The organism is Leifsonia sp. GW821-FHT13C09, assembly GCF_058806435.1.
Map to the genome: position 1 here is coordinate 69657 of NZ_JBXAPS010000003.1, position 19413 is coordinate 89069.

Annotated in this window: 17 protein-coding genes and 2 riboswitches; of the genes, 10 read left to right on the forward strand and 7 right to left on the reverse strand. The window is 71.5% G+C overall.

Annotated features, from left to right (window positions below; genetic code table 11):
- Window positions 1–7: 7 nt before the first annotated feature.
- From AC1ROW_RS11730 to gcvT, 4 genes are all read right to left on the reverse strand, one after another.
- The gene (locus AC1ROW_RS11730; RefSeq protein ID WP_493019088.1) at window positions 8–343 is read right to left on the reverse strand and encodes a hypothetical protein; all 336 of its coding nucleotides are present in this window, start codon (window positions 341–343) and stop codon (window positions 8–10) included.
- A 284-nt stretch (window positions 344–627) separates the two neighbouring features.
- Window positions 628–3531 (reverse strand): aminomethyl-transferring glycine dehydrogenase, encoded by a 2904-nt coding sequence (gcvP, locus tag AC1ROW_RS11735; protein ID WP_493019089.1) that lies wholly within the window; start codon window positions 3529–3531, stop codon window positions 628–630.
- Window positions 3532–3546: 15 nt separating this feature from the next.
- Window positions 3547–3921, reverse strand: coding sequence for a glycine cleavage system protein GcvH (gene gcvH, locus AC1ROW_RS11740; protein ID WP_493019090.1), 375 nt, complete (start codon window positions 3919–3921; stop codon window positions 3547–3549).
- Window position 3922: 1 nt separating this feature from the next.
- Complete coding sequence (gene gcvT, locus AC1ROW_RS11745; RefSeq protein WP_493019091.1) at window positions 3923–5134, reverse strand: glycine cleavage system aminomethyltransferase GcvT; 1212 nt, start codon at window positions 5132–5134, stop codon at window positions 3923–3925.
- Between the two features lie 69 nt (window positions 5135–5203).
- A riboswitch (glycine riboswitch) is annotated at window positions 5204–5306 on the reverse strand.
- Between the two features lies 1 nt (window position 5307).
- Window positions 5308–5402, reverse strand: a riboswitch (glycine riboswitch).
- Between the two features lie 159 nt (window positions 5403–5561).
- Here gcvT and AC1ROW_RS11750 point away from each other — a divergent pair.
- The 9 genes from AC1ROW_RS11750 to AC1ROW_RS11790 all read left to right on the forward strand — a co-directional run bounded on the left by AC1ROW_RS11750 (window position 5562) and on the right by AC1ROW_RS11790 (window position 14208).
- A complete protein-coding gene (locus AC1ROW_RS11750) occupies window positions 5562–6332 on the forward strand; it encodes an NUDIX hydrolase (protein ID WP_493019092.1) in 771 nt (256 codons plus the stop codon).
- Window positions 6329–7624: a quinolinate synthase NadA gene (gene nadA, locus AC1ROW_RS11755; RefSeq protein WP_493019093.1), complete on the forward strand. Its 1296-nt coding sequence runs from the start codon at window positions 6329–6331 to the stop codon at window positions 7622–7624. The genes AC1ROW_RS11750 and nadA overlap by 4 nt, the downstream gene beginning before the upstream one ends.
- A gap of 1 nt (window position 7625) precedes the next feature.
- Window positions 7626–9176 (forward strand): L-aspartate oxidase, encoded by a 1551-nt coding sequence (gene nadB, locus AC1ROW_RS11760; protein WP_493019094.1) that lies wholly within the window; start codon window positions 7626–7628, stop codon window positions 9174–9176.
- A complete protein-coding gene (gene nadC, locus AC1ROW_RS11765; protein WP_493019095.1) occupies window positions 9170–10030 on the forward strand; it encodes a carboxylating nicotinate-nucleotide diphosphorylase in 861 nt (286 codons plus the stop codon). Before nadB ends, nadC begins: the two co-directional genes overlap by 7 nt.
- Entirely contained in the window at window positions 10027–11178 is a 1152-nt protein-coding gene (locus AC1ROW_RS11770; protein WP_493019096.1) for a cysteine desulfurase family protein, read from the forward strand. Before nadC ends, AC1ROW_RS11770 begins: the two co-directional genes overlap by 4 nt.
- A 190-nt stretch (window positions 11179–11368) precedes the next feature.
- Window positions 11369–12853: an MDR family MFS transporter gene (locus AC1ROW_RS11775; protein WP_493019451.1), complete on the forward strand. Its 1485-nt coding sequence runs from the start codon at window positions 11369–11371 to the stop codon at window positions 12851–12853.
- 80 nt (window positions 12854–12933) lie between these two features.
- Entirely contained in the window at window positions 12934–13503 is a 570-nt protein-coding gene (locus AC1ROW_RS11780) for a peroxidase-related enzyme (protein ID WP_493019097.1), read from the forward strand.
- Entirely contained in the window at window positions 13500–13844 is a 345-nt protein-coding gene (locus AC1ROW_RS11785; RefSeq protein ID WP_493019098.1) for a cupin domain-containing protein, read from the forward strand. Before AC1ROW_RS11780 ends, AC1ROW_RS11785 begins: the two co-directional genes overlap by 4 nt.
- A 10-nt stretch (window positions 13845–13854) precedes the next feature.
- Entirely contained in the window at window positions 13855–14208 is a 354-nt protein-coding gene (locus AC1ROW_RS11790; protein ID WP_493019099.1) for a DUF488 domain-containing protein, read from the forward strand.
- A 36-nt stretch (window positions 14209–14244) separates the two neighbouring features.
- Here the strand turns inward: AC1ROW_RS11790 and aceB are convergent, their stop codons facing one another.
- Both aceB and aceA read right to left on the reverse strand, forming a co-directional pair.
- Window positions 14245–15912 (reverse strand): malate synthase A, encoded by a 1668-nt coding sequence (gene aceB, locus AC1ROW_RS11795; RefSeq protein ID WP_493019100.1) that lies wholly within the window; start codon window positions 15910–15912, stop codon window positions 14245–14247.
- 113 nt (window positions 15913–16025) lie between these two features.
- Window positions 16026–17333 (reverse strand): isocitrate lyase, encoded by a 1308-nt coding sequence (aceA, locus tag AC1ROW_RS11800; RefSeq protein ID WP_493019101.1) that lies wholly within the window; start codon window positions 17331–17333, stop codon window positions 16026–16028.
- Between the two features lie 134 nt (window positions 17334–17467).
- Between aceA and AC1ROW_RS11805 the strand changes: the two genes are divergently transcribed.
- Window positions 17468–18940 (forward strand): helix-turn-helix domain-containing protein, encoded by a 1473-nt coding sequence (locus AC1ROW_RS11805; RefSeq protein ID WP_493019102.1) that lies wholly within the window; start codon window positions 17468–17470, stop codon window positions 18938–18940.
- 22 nt (window positions 18941–18962) lie between these two features.
- Here the strand turns inward: AC1ROW_RS11805 and AC1ROW_RS11810 are convergent, their stop codons facing one another.
- Entirely contained in the window at window positions 18963–19403 is a 441-nt protein-coding gene (locus AC1ROW_RS11810) for a hypothetical protein (protein WP_493019103.1), read from the reverse strand.
- Between the last annotated feature and the right edge of the window lie 10 nt (window positions 19404–19413).

Consider the following 19413-nt stretch of genomic DNA (forward strand, 5'->3'; position numbering starts at 1 on the left):
ACCCTGGTCATTTGGGCCCCACCAGCTCGGGTGACCTCGCGCAGTCTTCAGCGCTAGCCATTTCGATGAACTCGGACGAGCCGTCGCTGAAGACCAGCAGCGCAGGGTTTGGTTTCGAAGATGAAACTATGCCAGGCAACGGATCGCCCCCCAGAACACCGATACCGACGATCTCGTGATACTCAACGCCCGCTATCGTGATGACGGCGTTGGCTCTCCAGGAGGCACCCAGGCCGGGCTTGCCGCCCTCTTGGGTGAACCTGATCTTCTCCACGCCACCCTGCGTCTCGAGAAACGCAATGGCGGCCTCCCTCTGATTCGCGAGATTGGTCTCCGTGTTCACTGCTCTTCCTCCCCATGCGCACCCGCTCAGACCGACGACAAGGGCAGCCATGCCCATGACAAGCGACAGTCGTGTGCGAGCCCTCATCACGAGGCGGTGCCGCATGACAAGACACCTTTCATTCGGAGACCGGCACACCGCCGCGGGCCACTGAAGGGAGACTAACACCCTTCCTCTACAATCACACCTAGTAGAATTTCTTTGCAAGCATTTCCCCGCACAAACGCAAACCGCCGAGCCACGGACATCCGTGGCTCGGCGGTTACAGCGTTCTCGGGGTTGCGCTAGGCGAACGCCTCCGGCGGCGGGCAGGCGCAGAACAGGTTGCGGTCGCCGTAGGCCTGGTCGATGCGGCGCACCGGGGGCCAGTACTTGTTGCGCACGAGGGTCGGCACCGGGTAGACGGCCTGCTCGCGGGTGTAGGCGTGGTCCCACGTGGAGGTCGCGACCGACTCCGCGGTGTGCGGAGCGTTCCGCAGCGGGTTGTCGTCCGCAGGCCAGTCCCCCGCGGCGACCGCGTCCGCCTCGGCCTTGATCGCGATCATCGCGGTGACGAAGCGGTCGAGCTCGGCGAGGTCCTCGCTCTCGGTCGGCTCCACCATCAGCGTGCCCGCGACCGGGAACGACATGGTCGGCGCGTGGAAGCCGAAGTCGATGAGGCGCTTGGCCACGTCGTCCACGGTCACGCCGGTGCGCTCGGTGAGCGGGCGGACGTCGAGGATGCACTCGTGCGCCACCAGGCCGTTGTCGCCCGCGTACAGCACCGGGAAGTGCTCGCGCAGCTTCGCGGCGACGTAGTTGGCCGCCAGCACCGCGGCGCCGGTGGCGTCCGCCAGGCCCTGCGCGCCCATCATCCGCACGTACGCCCACGAGATCGGGAGGATGCTCGGGCTGCCGTACGGGGCGGCGGAGACCGGGCCGCCACCGTGCTCGATGCGGCCGTCGGAGCCGCCCACCAGCACGTGCGTCGCGTCCTGCGCGAGCGGGTGGCCGGGCAGGAACGGCGCGAGGTGCGCCTTCGCCGCCACGGGGCCTACGCCGGGGCCGCCGCCGCCGTGCGGGATGCAGAAGGTCTTGTGCAGGTTGAGATGGCTGACGTCGCCGCCGAAGTCGCCGAACCGGGCGTAGCCCAGCAGCGCGTTCAGGTTGGCGCCGTCGACGTAGACCTGTCCCCCGGCCTCGTGCACCGCGGAGGTGATCGCGACGACCTCGTGCTCGTAGACGCCGTGCGTCGACGGGTACGTGATCATCAGGGCGGCGAGGGTGTCGGCGTTGGCCGCGATCTTCGCGCGCAGGTCGTCGAGGTCCACGTTGCCGAGCTCGTCGGTCGCGACGACGACGACGCTCATGCCCGCGAGCACCGCGGACGCGGCGTTGGTGCCGTGCGCCGACTGCGGGATGAGGCAGACGGTGCGCTGGAGGTCACCGCGCGAGCGGTGGTAACCGCGGATGGCGAGGAGGCCGGCCAGTTCGCCCTGGCTGCCCGCGTTCGGCTGCAGCGACACGGTGTCGTAGCCGGTGACGTCGGCCAGCCAGCCCTCCAGCTGGTCGATGAGCTCGAGCGAGCCGGCCACGTCCGCCGCGGGGGCGAACGGGTGCAGGGCGGCGAACTCGGGCCAGGTCACGGCCTCCATCTCGGTGGCCGCGTTGAGCTTCATCGTGCACGATCCCAGCGGGATCATGCCGCGGTCGAGCGCGTAATCCCGGTCCTGCAGCTGGCGGAGGTAGCGCATCATCGCCGTCTCCGAGTGGTGCGTGGAGAACACCGGGTGCGTGAGGAAGTCCGACGTGCGGGCGAGCGCCGCCTCGAACGACGGCTCGGAGCCGAAGACGAGCTCGGGCTCGCCGTCGACCGTGCCGCCGAGGACCGCGATCAGGTCGCCGAGCGGGAAGACCCCGTCGCGCAGGTCGGCGGAGGACTCCTCGTCCAGGCTGAGCGAGACCAGTCCGGCATCGACCGCGTGCAGCAGGAGGCCGCGCTCGTGGGCGCGCGCGACGACCGTGGCCGCGTCGTCCACCTCCACCACGAGGGTGTCGAAGAACGAGCGGGAGCGGACCTCCACCCCGGCGGCGCGCAGCGCGGCGGCGACGGCGACAGCGGAGAGGTGCACGTGGCGGCCGATCGCGCGCAGGCCGGACGGGCCGTGGTACACGGCGTACATCGCGGCCATGACGGCGAGCAGCACCTGGGCGGTGCAGATGTTGGAGGTCGCCTTCTCACGGCGGATGTGCTGCTCGCGGGTCTGCAGTGTGAGCCGGTAGGCCGGCTTGCCGATGGCGTCCTGCGAGACGCCGACCAGGCGGCCGGGGAGCTGGCGCTCCAGGCCCTTCCGGACGGCAATGTAGCCGGCGTGCGGACCGCCGAAGCCCATCGGGACGCCGAAGCGCTGGCTGGTGCCGACGGCGACGTCGGCGCCGAGCTCGCCCGGGGACGTCAGCTGGGTGAGGGCGAGGAGATCGGCGGCGGCCACGACGACGGCGCCGGCGGCCTTCGCGGACGCGATCACTGCGGACGGGTCCCACACCCGGCCGGAGGCGCCGGGGTACTGCACGAACAGGCCGAAGGCCTCCTGCAGTTCCGGGGCGTCGGCCGGAGTGGCGGCGAGATCGAGCACGACGAGCTCGATGCCGACCGCTTCCGCGCGGTTGCGCAGTAGCGCCAGGGTCTGCGGGAAGGTGTCGGCGTCCACGACGAACTTCGCGCCGGCGGCCTTGGACGCGCGGCGGGCCAGCAGCATGCCCTCCACGACGGCCGTGCCCTCGTCGAGCATGGAGGCGTTGGCGGTGTCCAGGCCGGTCAGGTCGGAGACCATGGTCTGGAAGTTGATGAGCGCCTCCAGGCGGCCCTGGGAGATCTCCGGCTGGTACGGCGTGTAGGCCGTGTACCAGCCCGGGTTCTCCAGGACGTTGCGCTTGATCACCGCCGGGGTGATCGTGCCGTAGTAGCCGAGGCCGATCAGGCTGCGGTTCACGGTGTTGCGCGCGGCGAGCGCCCGCAGCTCGCGGAGCGCCGCGCGCTCGCTGATCGGGGCGGGCAGCGCGGAGACGCGGCCGGGGGCGGTGCGGATGGTGTCCGGCACGGCGGCGGAGACGAGGGCCTCCACGGATTCGTATCCGAGGGCGGACAGCATGGATCGCTGCGCGTCGCCGTCGGTGCCGATGTGACGCGTCTGGAACTGGTCGCTCATGTTCTCGCGGTTGCCTTACTCGCCCGTGAGGGCCTTGTACTCGTCATAGGAGAGGAGGCCGTCCGGCAGCTCGGTGAAGGTCACCTTGATGAGCCAGCCCTCGCCGAACGGGTCGCTGTTGACCAGCTCCGGCGCGTCGACCACGGCCTGGTTGGCCTCGGCGACGGTGCCGTCGACCGGGGCGAAGAGCTCGCCGACCGACTTGGTCGACTCGATCTCGCCCACCACGCGGCCGGAGGCGACGTCGCTGCCCTCCGCGGGGAGTTCGACGAACACGACATCGCCCAGCTTCTCTGCCGCATAGCTCGTGATGCCGACCGTCGCGGTGTCGCCCTCGACGAGGAGCCACTCGTGCTCGGCGGTGTACTTCAGGTCCTGCTCTGCGGCCATGTCAGTGCTTCTTTCTGCTGTAGAAGGGGAGGGCGGTGACGGTGAACGGGAGGCTGCTGCCGCGCACGTCGACGTGCAGCTCGGTGCCCGGGCGCGCGAACTTCGGCGCGACGTAGGCCATGGCGATGGGGACGCCGATGGTCGGCGAGAGGGCGCCGGAGGTCACGACCCCGACCTCCTCCTCCGCGCCGTCGGCGGCCGGGGCGAGAACCGGGTACCCGGCACGGGCTGCCCGCTTGCCGTGGCCCATCAGGCCGACGAGCACGCGCGCCTCGGCGTCCGGACCCTCCTCGCTGGCGGCGCGGCCGACGAAATCGGTGTCCTTGGCGAGGTTGACGACGCGGCCGAGGCCGGCCTGGGCGGGCATGGTGTCGAGGCCGAGCTCGTGGCCGTAGAGCGGCATGCCGGCCTCCAGGCGCAGCGTGTCGCGGCTGGCGAGGCCCGCGGGCACGAGGCCCTGCTCCCGACCGGACTCCAGAAGGGCGTCCCACAGAGCGCGCGCGTTGTCCGGAGCGATGTACAGCTCGAAGCCGTCCTCGCCGGTGTAGCCGGTGCGGGCGACGAGCACGGGGTGCGTCTCGAACTCGGCCGGGACGCTCCAGTAGTACTTGAGGTCGGTGACCCGCTGGGCGAAGTCGTCGCCCTCGATGTGGAAGCCGGGGGTCGCGAGCAGGATGCTGAGGGCGGCGGGACCCTGCACTGCGATCAGGGCGATATCGTCGCTCTCGTCGTAGACCTCCACATCGAACGGGGCGGTGCGGTCGCGCAGCTCCTCGGCCACGGCCTCCCGGTTGGAGGCGTTCGCCACCACCATGTAGCGGTCGTCGCCGGTGCGGTAGACGACGAGGTCGTCGAGGATGCCGCCGGCGCGGGAGAGCAGCATGCTGTACTTCGCCTGGTCGAGCGCCAGCGAGGACAGCTTGCCGGCGAGCGCGTAGTCGAGCGCCTGCCCGGCCTCCGGGCCGATCAGGACGATCTCGCCCATGTGCGAGAGGTCGAAGAGGCCGGCGGCGGTGCGCACCGCGTGGTGCTCTGCGAGGTCGCTGGAGTAGCGGACCGGCATCTGCCAGCCGGCGAAGTCGGTGAAGGACGCGCCCGCGGCGGTGTGGGCGTCGTGCAGCGGGGAGGTGCGTTCCGGTGCGGCGGTCGCTGCGTCGTGGGGCGCTGGGTCGTTGGTCCCGGCGTCATCGGTCTGGCTGTCGTGCGAGCTCATGAGTTCTCCGTTCGCCGGCCGTCGCCGGAGGGATGAACGGTAGCGCGCTGCGCGCTCCGTGTGAAGAACTCCCCCTCTGTCATCCGGCCTGAGAGTTTCACCCAGGCCGCTGCTGCGGTCGAGGCTTTCACCGTGGGCGAGGGCCAGCGTGCAGCCCTGCTTTTCAGAGTGGCCAGTCCGATGCGGTACGCGTACCTGAGAGATTGTCGGGGAGGATTGCTCCTTCGGTGCCGCCCGCTCGCGCGCGCGACTCTCCCGCATCGGCCTGATTGGCCCGGTATTCAGTTGACTGGGCCAGCATAACGGGTCCGGGCGACGGGCGCGCGCGCAGCGGCCGTCGAGGCCCATTTGGTGTTCTGGTCACGATGACACTAAGATGGTCCGCAACTTAGGGTCACGGTGACCTTTAGTCGGACGGGAGGCTGTGATGGCCGAGCACGAACGCGCGAGTGCGATGCTCGCCGTCTCGACGGTCATCTTCGCGCTGCGCTCCGACGAGCTGACCGGGGGCCGCGCGCAGGTCTGGCTGCCGCTCGTCCGCCGCATCCGGGCGCCGTTCGAGGGGCGCTGGGCGCTGCCCGGCGGCCCGCTCCGGGTGGATGAGGACCTCGCCTACGCGGCCGCCCGCACCCTCGCCGACACCACCGGCCTGGCCCCGCGCTACCTGGAGCAGCTCTACACCTTCGGCGACGCGGTGCGCTCCCCCGGCGACGAGCGCGTGGTCTCCATCGTGTACTGGGCGCTGGTCGGCAGCGCGGAGGCGGAGGCCGCGACCTCCGGCGAGAACGTCGGCTGGTTCTCCGCCGACGACCTCCCCGAGCTGGCCTTCGACCACAAGCTGATCGTCGAGTACGCGCTCTGGCGGCTGCGCACGAAGATGGAGTACTCCCGGATCGCGCACGCCTTCCTCGGCGAGCGCTTCACCCTCGCGCAGCTGCGCGAGGTGCACGAGGCCGTGCTCGGCCGCCCGCTCGACCCGGCCAACTTCCGGCGGACCATCGAGTCCTCCGGCGCCGTCGTCGCCACCGGCGACTACCTGACCGGCACGCGGCACCGGCCGCCCCGGCTCTACCGCTACAACGACTCGATCGACCTCGCCGACGCGGGGCCGCTCCCCCGGCAGCAGCCGCCGTTCGGCCTGCGCCAGCACCGCTCCGCAGCGGAGCACCGTCCCACCCCGGAAAGCGAGCAGTCATGACCATCGCATCGGTCGACACCACCATCCAGCTCATCTCGAGCGGCAGCATCGACGGCGCCACCTGCGCCCCGGAGCTCGTCGACGGGCCCTGGCTGTTCGACTCCGCTCCCCCCTCGTACGGTCCTGGCGCCTCCCAGGACGACCCGATCCCCGCTTTCGCGCCGAAGCAGGGCGAGCTGCCCGAGGAGTACCGCACCGCGTCGAAGGAGGAGCTCGCCGAGCGCATCCGCGCGGCCAAGGCGACCCTCGGCGACCGCGTCGCGGTGATGGGCCACTTCTACCAGCGCGACGAGGTCGTGCAGTTCGCGGACTTCGTCGGCGACTCGTTCCAGCTGGCCAACTTCGCCAAGGCGCGCCCTGAAGCGGAGACGATCGTCTTCTGCGGCGTCCACTTCATGGCGGAGACCGCGGACATCGTGTCGCGGCCGGAGCAGAATGTCATCCTCCCCAACCTCGCCGCCGGTTGCTCGATGGCCGACATGGCCGACCTCGACTCGGTGCAGGAGTGCTGGGAGGCGCTCGAAGAGCTGTACGGCACCGAGCCGGACGCCGATGGCCGCGTCCCGGTCATCCCGGTCACCTACATGAACTCGTCGGCGGCGCTCAAGGCGTTCTGCGGCGAGCACGGCGGCATCGTCTGCACCTCGTCCAACGCGGCGACCGTACTGCAGTGGGCGTTCGAGCGCGGGCAGCGCGTGCTGTTCTTCCCGGACCAGCACCTCGGCCGCAACACCGCCAAGGCGATGGGCGTCCCCGTGGAGCGGATGCCGCTGTGGAACCCGCGCAAGCCGCTCGGCGGCAACGACGAGGCGGCCCTCGGCGAGGCGCAGGTCATCCTGTGGCACGGCTTCTGCTCGGTGCACAAGCGCTTCACCGTCGGCCAGATCGAGCACGCCCGCGCCGAGTTCCCGGGTGTACGGGTGATCGTGCACCCCGAGTGCCCGATGGAGGTCGTGGACGCCGCCGACGAGTACGGCTCGACCGACTACATCGTCAAGGCGATCCAGGCGGCGCCGGCGGGCTCCACCTTCGCCATCGGAACCGAGATCAACCTCGTCCAGCGGCTGGCGGCCGAGTACCCGCAACACACCATCTTCTGCCTCGACTCGGTGGTCTGCCCGTGCTCGACCATGTACCGCATCCACCCCGGCTACCTCGCCTGGGTGCTGGAGGGCCTGGTGCGCGGAGAAATCGTGAACCAGGTGCGCGTGGCCGACGAGGTCGCCGCGCCCGCCCGGGTGGCGCTGGAGCGCATGCTCGCCGCCCGGCCGGACACGACGATGGCGGCCTGACATGGCCCGCGTCGTCGTCGTCGGGAGCGGGATCGCCGGACTCGTCGCCGCACTGCGGGCGGCCGAGCGCCACGACGTGACGATCGTGACCAAGGGCGGCATCGCCGACGGCAGCACGCGGTACGCGCAGGGCGGGATCGCCGCGGCCGTGTTCTCCGACGACAGCGTGGCCGACCACGTCGCGGACACGCTGCGCGCCGGCGCCGGTCTCAACGTCGTGGAGGCCGTGGAGGCGCTCTGCGGCGACGGGCCGGCCCGGGTGCGCGAGCTGATCGCACTCGGGGTCGCCTTCGACCGCGACGGCACTCAGCTCGCCCGCGGGCTGGAGGCCGCGCACTCGAGCGCGCGCGTCCTGCACGCGGGCGGCGACGCGACCGGCGCCGAGATCGAGCGTGCGCTGGACGCCGCGGTGCGCGCCGCCGGCATCCGCGTGATCACCGGCGCGTTCCTCCGCGACGTGCTCGTGACGGACGGCGCGGCCTCCGGGGTCGCGCTGCGCCTGGCGGACGGCGCTGAGACCGAACTCGACGCCGACGCTGTCGTGCTGGCGACGGGAGGCTGGGGGCAGCTCTACGCGCACACGACGAATCCGGAGATCGCGACCGGCGACGGTGTCGCTGCCGCCTACCGGGCCGGCGCGCTGCTCGCCGACCTGGAGTTCACGCAGTTCCACCCGACCGCGCTGCGGCTGCCGTCCGCGGACGGCGGCTCGCGCACCTTCCTGGTGTCGGAGGCGGTGCGCGGCGAAGGAGCGGTACTCCGGAACGCGCGCGGCGAGCGGTTCATGCTCGACGTGCACCCGGACGCGGAACTCGCGCCGCGCGATGTCGTCGCCCGCGCGATCGCCGTGGAGATGGCCGCGCAGGACGGCCTCCCGGTCGTGCTGGACGCCACGGGCCTCGGCGCGGACTTCCTCGCGCGCCGCTTCCCCACCATCGACGCCGCCTGCCGCGGCGCCGGGATCGACTGGTCCCGCGAGCCGGTGCCGGTCACGCCGGCCGCGCACTACGCGATGGGCGGCGTCGTCACGGACATCCAGGGTCGCACGAGCGTCCCCGGGCTGTTCGCGGTCGGGGAGGTCGCCTGCACGGGCGCGCAGGGCGCCAACCGGCTGGCGTCGAACTCGTTGCTGGAGGGCCTGGTGTTCGCCCACCGCGCGGCGGAGGCGATCGGCGAGCCGTGGGCCGAACCGCCCGCCTGGGCCGCCGGGCCGGGCCTCTCCGAGTCGGATCCGCGGGAGCTCGCCGCGGGCGAAGAGCACTTCGACCGCGCGCGGCTCCAGTCTCTCCTCTGGTCCGGCGCGGGCCTGCACCGCGACCGCGCCGGTCTCCAGCGCGCCGCCCGCGCGCTCGCCTCCATCCGGATGCCCGCACCCGGTGAGAACGCGAACCTCCTGCAGCTCGGCCGCCTCGTCGTGGCGGCCGCCCTGTCGCGCGAGGAGTCGCGCGGCGCCCACTTCCGCTCCGACTTCCCGCTGCCGGCGGTGGGCACGCCCCGCCACACGGTGCTCGCGCCGCTGTCCGTTCCTACCGAGGTGACCGTTCCATGCTGACCCGCCAGACCATCCACGACGTCGTCCGAGCCGCTCTCGCCGAGGACGCGCCGTGGGGCGACCTGACCAGCGAGCTGCTCATTCCCGAAACGGCATATGCCACGGCGCGGCTCTCGGCACGCGAGCCCGGGACGTTCTCCGGAGGTGCGGTCTTCGCCGCCGCGATGACGCTCACCGACCCGGCGATCGAGGTCGAGCTGGCGGTTGCGGACGGCGACGCCTTCGAGGCGGGCGACACTCTCGCGACGGTGACCGGCCCCGCTCGCTCGGTGCTCCAGGGCGAGCGCGTGGCGCTGAACTTCGTGCAGCGGATGTCCGGGATCGCGACGCTCACCGCGGCCTTCGTCGCTGAGGTCGCGCACACCTCCGCGCGGATCGTGGACACCCGCAAGACCACGCCCGGCCTGCGCGCCTTCGAGCGTCACGCCGTGCGCAACGGCGGCGGCCACAACCACCGCTACTCCCTCTCCGACGCGGTGATGGCCAAGGACAACCACCTCGCGATCCTCACCGCCCAGTCCGGGCTGTCGGTGACCGACGCGCTCCGGCGGGTGCGCTCCGAGCTGTCGCACACCACGCACCTGGAGGTCGAGGTGGACCGCATCGAGCAGATCGAGCCGGTGCTCGCGGCCGGGGTGGACACGATCATGCTCGACAACTTCACCCTGGACGAGCTGCGCGAGGGCGTCGCGATCGTCGGCGGCCGCGCGATCGTGGAGGCCAGCGGCAACGTCAGCCTCGCCACCGTGCGCGACATCGCGGAGACCGGGGTCGATGTGATCTCCTCGGGCGCGCTCACGCACAGCGTCCGCTCGCTCGACCTCGGCCTGGACGTGGTGCTGGAGAACGCATGACCGGCAGCCTCTACCTCGACGCCGCCGCGACCTCCGCGGTGCGCCGTGAGGTGCTGGAGGCGATGTGGCCGTACCTCACCGGCGACTTCGGCAACCCGTCGAGCCACCACGCGGTCGGCGAGTCCGCGGCGCGCGCCCTGGCCGCCGCGCGCGCGACCGTCGCCGAGTGGCTCGGCTGCCGGGCCTCGGAGGTCGTGTTCACCTCCGGCGGCACGGAAGCCGACAACCTGGCGGTGAAGGGGATCGCGCTCGGCGCGCCCCGCGGACGGCACCTCGTGACGACGCCGATCGAGCACGAGGCGGTGCTGGCCTCCGTCGACTACCTGGTGCGCGTGCACGGCTTCGAGGTGACGTATGTGCCGGTGGGGCGCGACGGGCTGGTCTCCCCCGACGACTTCGCGGCGGCGCTGCGGCCGGACACGACGCTCGCGAGCGTGATGCTCGCCAACAACGAGGTGGGCACCGTCCAGCCGATCGCCGAGCTGGCGGCGCTCGCCCATGCTCAGGGTGTGCCGTTCCACACCGACGCGGTGCAGGCGGCGGGCTGGCTCCCGCTCGACGTGAAGGAGCTCGGCGTCGACGCGCTCAGCGTCTCCGGGCACAAGATCGGCGCCCCCAAAGGGATCGGCGCGCTGTACGTGCGCGGGCGCATCCCGCTCGAGCCGGTGCTGCACGGCGGCGGCCAGGAGCGCGGGCGCCGCTCCGGCACGGAGAACGTCGCCGGTGCGGTCGCCCTCGCGACCGCGGCGCGGCTGGCGATGCGCGACCGGGAGGTCAACGCCGCCCGAGCGACGGCGGCGCGCGACGCCTTCACGACCGCGGTGCTGGCTCAGACCCCCGGGGCCGAACCGACCGGGCACCCGTCCGCGCGCCTGCCGGGCACGGCCTCCTTCGTCTTCCCCGGGACGAACGGCGAGACGGTGCTGCTGGAGCTGGAGCGCCGCGGGATCGTGTCCTCCAGCGGATCGGCGTGCGCCGCCGGCAGCGAGGACGCGTCGCACGTGCTCCTCGCCCTCGGCTACGCCGAGGACGTCGCCCGCACAGCGGTGCGCTTCTCCTGGGGACCCGACGTCACCGAGGACGCCCTCGTCGCCGTCGCGCCCGCCGTCGCCGCCGCCGTCCGCGAAGTGCGCGGCCTCGCCTCCTGACATTCGTGCCGAATGTCGCTTGTGGCGCGGCAAAACGCGACATTCGTCACGAATGTGCGCCGAGTATTCCGGGTTACGCGGACAGTGAACGGGCGGGCGAGTTCATGTGTTGGAAACCTGCGGTGTCGTGGGTCGTGGATAGTGTGGACCAGTGACTGAGAAGACCTCACCTGAGCCTCGCGCCGACGCCATCGACACCGAAGCGCCGAACGGGTCCCGGGGGGACACGGTCGGCGCGCAGCCGCGCATCGCGCCGCGCGACCAGCGCGTGATCTGGCTGCTGCTCGCGGCGACGTTCGTCGTGATCCTCAACGAGACGATCATGAGCGTCGCCATCCCGAAGCTGATGGACGACCTCCACATCGACGCGCTCGCCGCGCAGTGGCTCTCGACCGCCTTCATGCTGACGATGGCCGTGGTCATCCCGATCACCGGGTTCCTGCTGCAGCGGTACACCACCCGCCAGGTCTTCATCACCGCGATGTCGCTGTTCTCGCTCGGCACGCTGGTCGCCGCTGTCGCGCCCGGGTTCGGCATCCTGGTCGTCGCCCGCGTGATCCAGGCGTGCGGCACCGCGATCATGCTGCCGCTGCTGATGACCACGCTGATGACGCTGGTGCCTCCGGCGCTGCGCGGCCGAACGATGGGCAACGTCTCCATCGTCATCTCGGTGGCCCCCGCGATCGGCCCGACCATCTCCGGCGTCATCCTCAACTTCCTGGCCTGGCGCTGGATCTTCCTTATCGTGCTTCCGATTGCCCTCGTCATGCTGCTCATCGGGATCAGGTTCGTCGAGAACGTCACCGAGACCCGGAAGAGCCGGGTGGACGTGCTGTCGGTCATCCTGTCGGCGTTCGGCTTCGGCGGCCTCGTCTACGGGCTGACGCTGAGCGGCGAGACCGGGCCGGCGGCCGCCGGAAACGGGCCGATGCTGTGGGGCTCGCTCGCGGTCGGCGTCGTGGCGCTCGCGGCGTTCGTCACCCGGCAGCTCCTGCTCCAGCGCACGGACCGCGCGCTGCTCGACCTCCGCACCTTCCGCAGCCCGATCTTCACCGTGGCGATCGTGCTGATGGCGATCACGACGGCGTCGCTGTTCGGCGTGGTCATCGTCCTCCCGCTCTACCTGCAGCACGTGCTGCACCTCGACGTCCTCGGCACCGGGCTGCTGCTGCTCCCAGGCGGCCTGGTGATGGGCCTCGCGGCGCCGTTCGTCGGCCGGCTCTACGACCGGATCGGCCCGCGCCCGCTGGTGATCCCCGGAGCGATCCTGGTCAGCCTGGTGATGTGGGGGCTCACGATGGTGACCGAGACCACCCCGATCTACCTGGTGCTCATCGCGCACATCACGATGAGCCTCGGCCTGGCGCTGATGTTCACGCCGCTCTTCACGGCCGGACTCGGCGCGGTGCCGCCGCACCTGTACTCGCACGGCAGTGCGATCCTCGGCACGATCCAGCAGGTCGGCGGCGCCGCGGGCACGGCGCTGCTCGTCGCGGTGCTGTCCGCGCAGACCGCGGCTCTCGCGTCCGGCGGCGCGTCGCTCGACGCGGCCACCGCGGGCGGCATCCGCTCGGCGTTCTTCGCGGCGGCGATCATCTCGCTGTTCGGCGTCGTCGGCTCGTTCTTCATCGGCAAGCCGGCGGACACGCCCTCGGAGGCGGCCTTCGCGCACTGAGCGCTCCCCTGGCACCGGCGGTCCCGCGGTGGCACGATGAGTGGCGCGAGTTGCCATCCGGCGACGTGCGAGGAGGAACGATGGCCATCATCGAGACGGTCGACCCCGGCGAGGCGACCGGGGACGTCGCGGAGATCTACGCGAAGGACGAACGCGATCTCGGCTACGTGGCCGAGTACACGCGCGTGATGGCGGTCAATCCCGAGGCGTACCGCGCCTGGGAGCAGCTGGTCCGGGCGATCATCGCCCAGCTCGGCGTGCGCCGCTTCGAGCTCGTCACCCTCGCCGCCGCCGAGGGCACGCACTCGCAGCACTGCCGCCTCGCGCACGGCCGCAAGACCCTCGCGGTGATGGACGCCGACGAGGTGGAGGCCGTCGCCCGGGACTTCCACGACGCCGGCCTGAGCGAGGCCGAGGTCGCCATGATGGACTATGCGAGGCGGATCAGCACCGACTCCGCATCCATGACGGAAGCCGACTCACAGCGCCTGCGTGAGCTCGGCTTCAGCGACCGCGAGATCGTCGACATCACTCTTGCCGCCGCGGCCCGCAACTACTTCAGCCGCGCGATCCAGGCGCTGGGCGTCGCCGTGGAAGTCCCGCCCGGACTCAGCGACAGCCTCCGCGGCGCGCTGCTGGCGCCGCTGTGAGCGCGGAGGACGTTCCACCGGTCGAGCGGGAGATCGTGCAGGACGTGACCCTCGCCAATCCGCGCCCGGTGGGCCGCATCCAGACCCGCCGCATCACGATGCAGCCGGACGTCGTCGGCGGCCTCCACCTGCACAACGGCCCGGTGGTCGGCTCCATCGAGCGCGGCTCCGCGATCTACCAGGTCGAGGGCGGACCCGCGGTCACCCTGGAGGTCGGCGACACCTTCTACGAGGAGGAGGGCGCCCGGATCGCCCGCTTCGACGCCGGGCCCGAGGGCGTCGTCTTCCTGGCCCACTTCCCGGTCGGCACCGACGAGGAGCCGACCCTCACGATGCTGTAGGAGGCCCCCGATGGTGTTCCGCGTCAAGCGGGTCTACGACCCGCCCGCCGTCGAGGACGGCCTCCGCGTGCTGGTCGACCGGCTGTGGCCGCGCGGCCTCACGAAAGAGAAGGCCAAGGTGGACCTCTGGCTCAAGGACGTGGCGCCCTCGACCGAGCTGCGGCGCTGGTTCCACCACGAGGCGCCGCTGTTCGACGAGTTCACCGCGCGGTACGACGCCGAACTCGACGCGAACCCGGCGGTGGCCCAGCTCCGCGAGCTGGGCGACACGCATCCGGTCGTCACGCTGCTGGTCGGCGCGCGCGACCCGGAACTGAATCAGGGGGTGGTGCTCGAGAGGTATCTCGAGCACCACCCCCGGTGACGGCAACCACAGCCGTCGGCGCCGGCCGCGCCCGGTTCAGACGGCCGGCGCCAGCTCCCGGAGCTCCTCGAGGTCACCCGGCCGCTCCGCCTCGTCCACCAGGAACCAGGTGTAGGCCGGGATGGTCAGGAAGGTCGGGAACTCCTCCGCCAGCGACACCTCGGCCAGCAGTTCGGCGGCGTCGTCGAAGCGGTCCGCCACCCCCGCGGCGCGCGCGTCCGAGCTGAGCCGGATGCACTCCTCGGCCAGGATCCCGGCCACCAGCGCGCGGTCGACCGGCGTCCCCTCGGCGGTGACGACCCGGTTCTCGATCCACTGCCGCAGCAGCGAGCGGGAGATCTCCGCGGTCGCGGCGTCCTCCATCAGCCCGTCGATGGCGACGGCGCCGGTGCCCCGCAGCCACGCCTCGATGTAGCGGAGGGCGACCGAGACGTTCGAGCGCACGCCCGCGTCGGTGACCGTGCCGCCCGCCGACGTGATGTCAAGCAGGTCGGCGGCCGTGACGTGGACATCCTCGCGGAGCCGTGCGACCTGGTTCGGCCGGTCGCCGAGCACGGCGTCGAACTCGGCGAGCGCCGTCGGGATGAGGTCGGGATGCGCGACCCAGGTCCCGTCGAAGCCGTCCCCGGCCTCACGCCGCTTGTCGTCGGCGACCTGCGCGAGGGCGCGCTCGGTCGCCTCGGAGTCCCGGCGGTTCGGGATGAAGGCGCTCATCCCGCCGATCGCGTGTGCGCCGCGCTTGTGGCACGTCGCGACCAGCAGCTCGGTGTACGCCCGCATGAACGGGACGGTCATCGTGATGCCGCTGCGGTCGCCGAACGCGAAGCGCTTGCCGCGGCCGAGGAACGTCTTGATGATCGAGAAGATGTAGTCCCAGCGTCCCGCGTTGAGGCCGGCGCAGTGGTCGCGCAGCTCGTAGAGGATCTCCTCCATCTCGAACGCGGCCGGGATGGTCTCGATGAGGACCGTCGCCCGCACCGTGCCGACCGGCATCCCGATCCGCTGCTGGGCGAAGACGAAGATGTCGTTCCACAGCCGCGCCTCCAGGTGCGACTCGAGCTTGGGCAGGTAGAAGTACGGGCCGCGGCCCGACGCGACCAGCTCCTCGGCGTTGTGCCAGAAGTACAGGCCGAAGTCAGTGAGGGAGGCGCTGGCCGGGGCGGTGCGCCCGGCCCGGTCGGTGAAGGCGAGGTGCTTCTCGACCAGGTGCCAGCCGCGCGGGCGCATCACGATCGTGGGCGTGTGCTCGTGCGGGGTGGTGACCCGGTAGTCCTTGCCCTGGGGGCTGGTGAAGGCGAGCTGCCCGCGGACGGCGTCGTACAGCGTGCGCTGGCCGCCGACGACGTTCGCCCAGGTGGGGCTGGTGGCGTCCTCCTGGTCGGCGAGCCAGACCCGGGCGCCCGAGTTGAGGGCGTTGATCGCCATCTTCGGGTCGGTCGGGCCGGTGATCTCCACGCGGCGGTCCTCGAGGCCCGGGCCGGCGCCGGCGACGCGCCAGTGCGGGTCCTCCCGGATCGCCGCGGTGGCGGAGAGGAAGCGCGGGTCGCGGCCGTTGCCGGCCTCCTCGCGGCGGCGCTGGCGCTCCAGCAGGAGCTCCTGGCGGCGCGCGGCGAAGGCCTGGTGCAGGTGGTCGACGAAGGCGAGCGCCTCCGGGGTCAGGATGTCGTCGGTCCCGTCGACGCGGGGACCGGTGATCTGGATCATGGTCGTTGTCTCCTTCTCGTCTCCCCCGCCATCCGTTCCGGAGTTGCGCACGCACTTTGCGGCGTGTCGGCGTACAGAACTCCGGGATCGATGGCGTGGGAGGGGTGTGGTGGTTAGAACTGGTGCTGTTCGGTGGAGCCGACGAGGGCGAGGGTGGCGCTGTCGGGGTTGAGCGCGGTCGCGATGCGGTCGAAGTAGCCGGTGCCGACCTCCCGCTGGTGGCGGGTGGCGGTGTAGCCGGAGCTCTCGGAGGCGAATTCGGCCTCCTGGAGGTCCACGTACGCGCTCATCTGCCGGTCGGCGTAGTCCTTGGCGAGCGTGAACATGGAGTAGTTGAGGGCGTGGAAGCCCGCGAGGGTGATGAACTGGAACGCGTAGCCCATCGCCGCCAGCTCGCGCTGGAACCGGGCGATCGTCTCGTCGTCCAGGTGCTTGCGCCAGTTGAACGACGGCGAGCAGTTGTAGGCCAGCTTCTTGCCGGGGAACTGCGCGTGCACCGCCTCGGCGAAGCGGCGCGCGAGCTCCAGGTCCGGCTCGGCCGACTCCACCCAGAGCAGGTCGGCGTACGGCGCGTAGGCGAGGCCGCGGGCGATGACCGGCTCGATGCCGTTGCGCACCTCGTAGAATCCTTCCGCGGTGCGGGTGCCGGTGAGGAACGGCCGGTCGCGCTCGTCGTGGTCGCTGGTCAGCAGCGTCGCGGCGAGCGAGTCGGTGCGGGCGATCACGATCGTCGGGACGCCGGCGACGTCGGCCGCAAGCCGCGCGGCGTTGAGGGTGCGGATGTGCTGCCCGGTCGGGATGAGCACCTTGCCGCCCATGTGACCGCACTTCTTCTCGCTGGCCAGCTGGTCCTCCCAGTGCACGCCCGCGGCGCCGGCCTGGATCATCCCGTGCATGAGTTCGTAGGCGTTGAGCGGACCGCCGAAGCCGGCCTCCGCGTCGGCGACGATGGGGGCCATCCAGTCGGACACCGGGCCGTCGACGCCCTCCACCTGGCCCGCGCGCAGCAGCGCGTTGTTGATCCGGCGGACGACCGCCGGCACCGAGTTCGCCGGGTACAGGCTCTGGTCGGGGTACGTCTGGCCGGACAGGTTGGCGTCGGCGGCGACCTGCCAGCCGGAGAGGTAGATGGCCTCCAGGCCGGCGCGGACCTGCTGGACGGCCTGGTTGCCGGTGAGGGCGCCGAGCGCCGCGACCCACTTCGCGTCCGGTCCCTTGCCGTCGCGCTGGATGAGCTGCCAGAGCTTCTCGGCGCCGCGACGGGCGAGCGTCTGCTCCTCGCGCACCGGGCCGCGGAGCGCCACGACGTCCTCGGCCGTGTAGTCGCGGCGGATGCCGGACCAGCGCGGGTCGGCGTCCCACTCGAGGCGGAGCTCGGCGGCGGTCTGCGTGGTGTCGCCGGGACGGGCTGCGGTGTTCATGTCGTGACCTCCATTGGTCGGATCGGATGACACGATCGTGGCCCGGCCGCAACACGTCTGGAGAAGATCCGTCGACAGAAATTCACGGGTTCTTCTGTTTGCTAGAACTTCGCGGGAGTGTCACCATGGCCTGCATGACCGACACCGCTGTCCGGATCGACGACGAGCCCATGGGAGCCGACGCGCTCACCCTGGGCCGGCGCGTGCGCGCGTTCCGCCTCGAGAAGGCGATGACTCTGGAGGCGCTGGCCGCCGCGATCGACCGGGCACCCTCCCAGGTCTCCGCGATCGAGAATGGCAATCGGGAACCGCGCCTCGCCCAGTTGCGCGCGATCGCCGCCGCCCTCGGTGTGACCGTGGACGACCTCCTCGCCCCCGACGCCCCGGACGAGCGCGCGGCGCTGGAGATCGCGGTCGAGCGGGCCCAGCGCGGGCCCGTGTTCGGCGCCCTCGGCATCGAGCCGGTGCGCGTGTCCAAGGCGGTCCCCGACGCGACTCTGCGGGCGATCCTGGCCCTGCACCAGGAGGTCGCGCGCCTCCACAAGGAGCGCGCGGCGACCCCGGAGGAGGCCCGCCGCGCCAACGCCGAGCTGCGCGCGACGATGCGCGCCCGCGACAACTACTTCGCCGACCTGGAGGCCATCGCCGCCGACCTGCTCGGCGCCGTCGGGCACACCGGCGGCCCGGTCTCGCACCAGACCGTTGCGGACATGGCCGACCGTCTCGGCTTCTCACTGCACTACGTCGGCGACCTCCCGCACTCCACCCGCTCGGTGACCGACAAGCGCAACGGCCGCATCTACCTGCCGACCGAGCAGTCGGCCTCCCGGGACTCCCGCTCCCCCATCCTGCAGGCGTTCGCCTCCCAGCTCCTCGGCCACGATGAGCCCGGAAATTACGCCGACTTTCTGCGCCAGCGGGTGGAGACCAACTACCTGACCGCCGCACTGCTGCTTCCGGAGAAGGACGCGGTGTCGTTCCTGACCGAGGCCAAGAACTTCCGCCGCATCTCGATGGAGGACCTCCGCGACGCCTTCGCGGTGTCGTACGAGACCGCCTGCCACCGGTTCACCAACCTGGCGACCGCGCGGCTCGGCATCCCGGTGCACTTCATGAAGGTGCACGAGTCGGGCACCATCATCAAGGCCTACGAGAACGACTCGGTCGCCTTCCCCTCAGACGCGCTCGGCGCGATCGAGGGCACGCCGGTCTGCCGGAGCTGGACCGCCCGGACGGTCTTCGACGTCGCCGACCGGTTCAGCCCGTACTACCAGTACACCGACACCCCGCGCGGGACGTTCTGGTGCACCTCCCGCATCGAGAAGGCCAAGGAGGGCGACTACTCGGTGAGCGTCGGCGTTCCGTTCGCGCACGTGAAGTGGTTCCGCGGCCGGGAGACCACGCACCGGGCGGTGTCGCGCTGCCCGGACGAGTCGTGCTGCCGCCGGCCGTCGGGGGCGCTGGCGGACCGCTGGGAGGGGATGGCGTGGCCGGCGGCCCGCACGCCCACGTCGCTGCTCGCCGCGCTGCCGACCGGGACGTTCCCGGGTGTGGACTCGACGGAGGTCTACGACTTCTTGGAGCGGCACGCGCCCGCGGGCTCCTGACCGGAACGCCGAAAGGGCTAGGTCAGACGTCCTTGATCGTCCAGGAGGCCACTGTCGCCGCGTGGCCCTTGTCGGACATCGTGCAGACGACGACGATCCCTCCGGAGCCGGCGACAGGTTGAGCAGGATGGACGCCGACCATCATGCGCGGCACGCCGTCCCCGAAATCCTGGAAGGTGTCTCTGGACGCCAGGAAGGGCTCGATGCTCGAACCGGGATTCTTCGACACGTACTCGTCTTGGGCGATTGCCGCGCACGCCGTCCATGCAGTCTGTTCGGCGGTCTCGGCGTCCCCGCTGGGTTCCGCGGTGGGCGTGGCAGTCGGCGTCGTCGTGGGGGCCGCGACGTCCGTCGTCGCGGGCTTCGTCGGCGCCGCATCGGTCGAGCATCCGCCCAGAACCGCCGACAGGCACACCGCGATCACGCCGGCTGCGACGGCCCGCCGAGTTCCCCCGAACGTCATGGCTCGACCG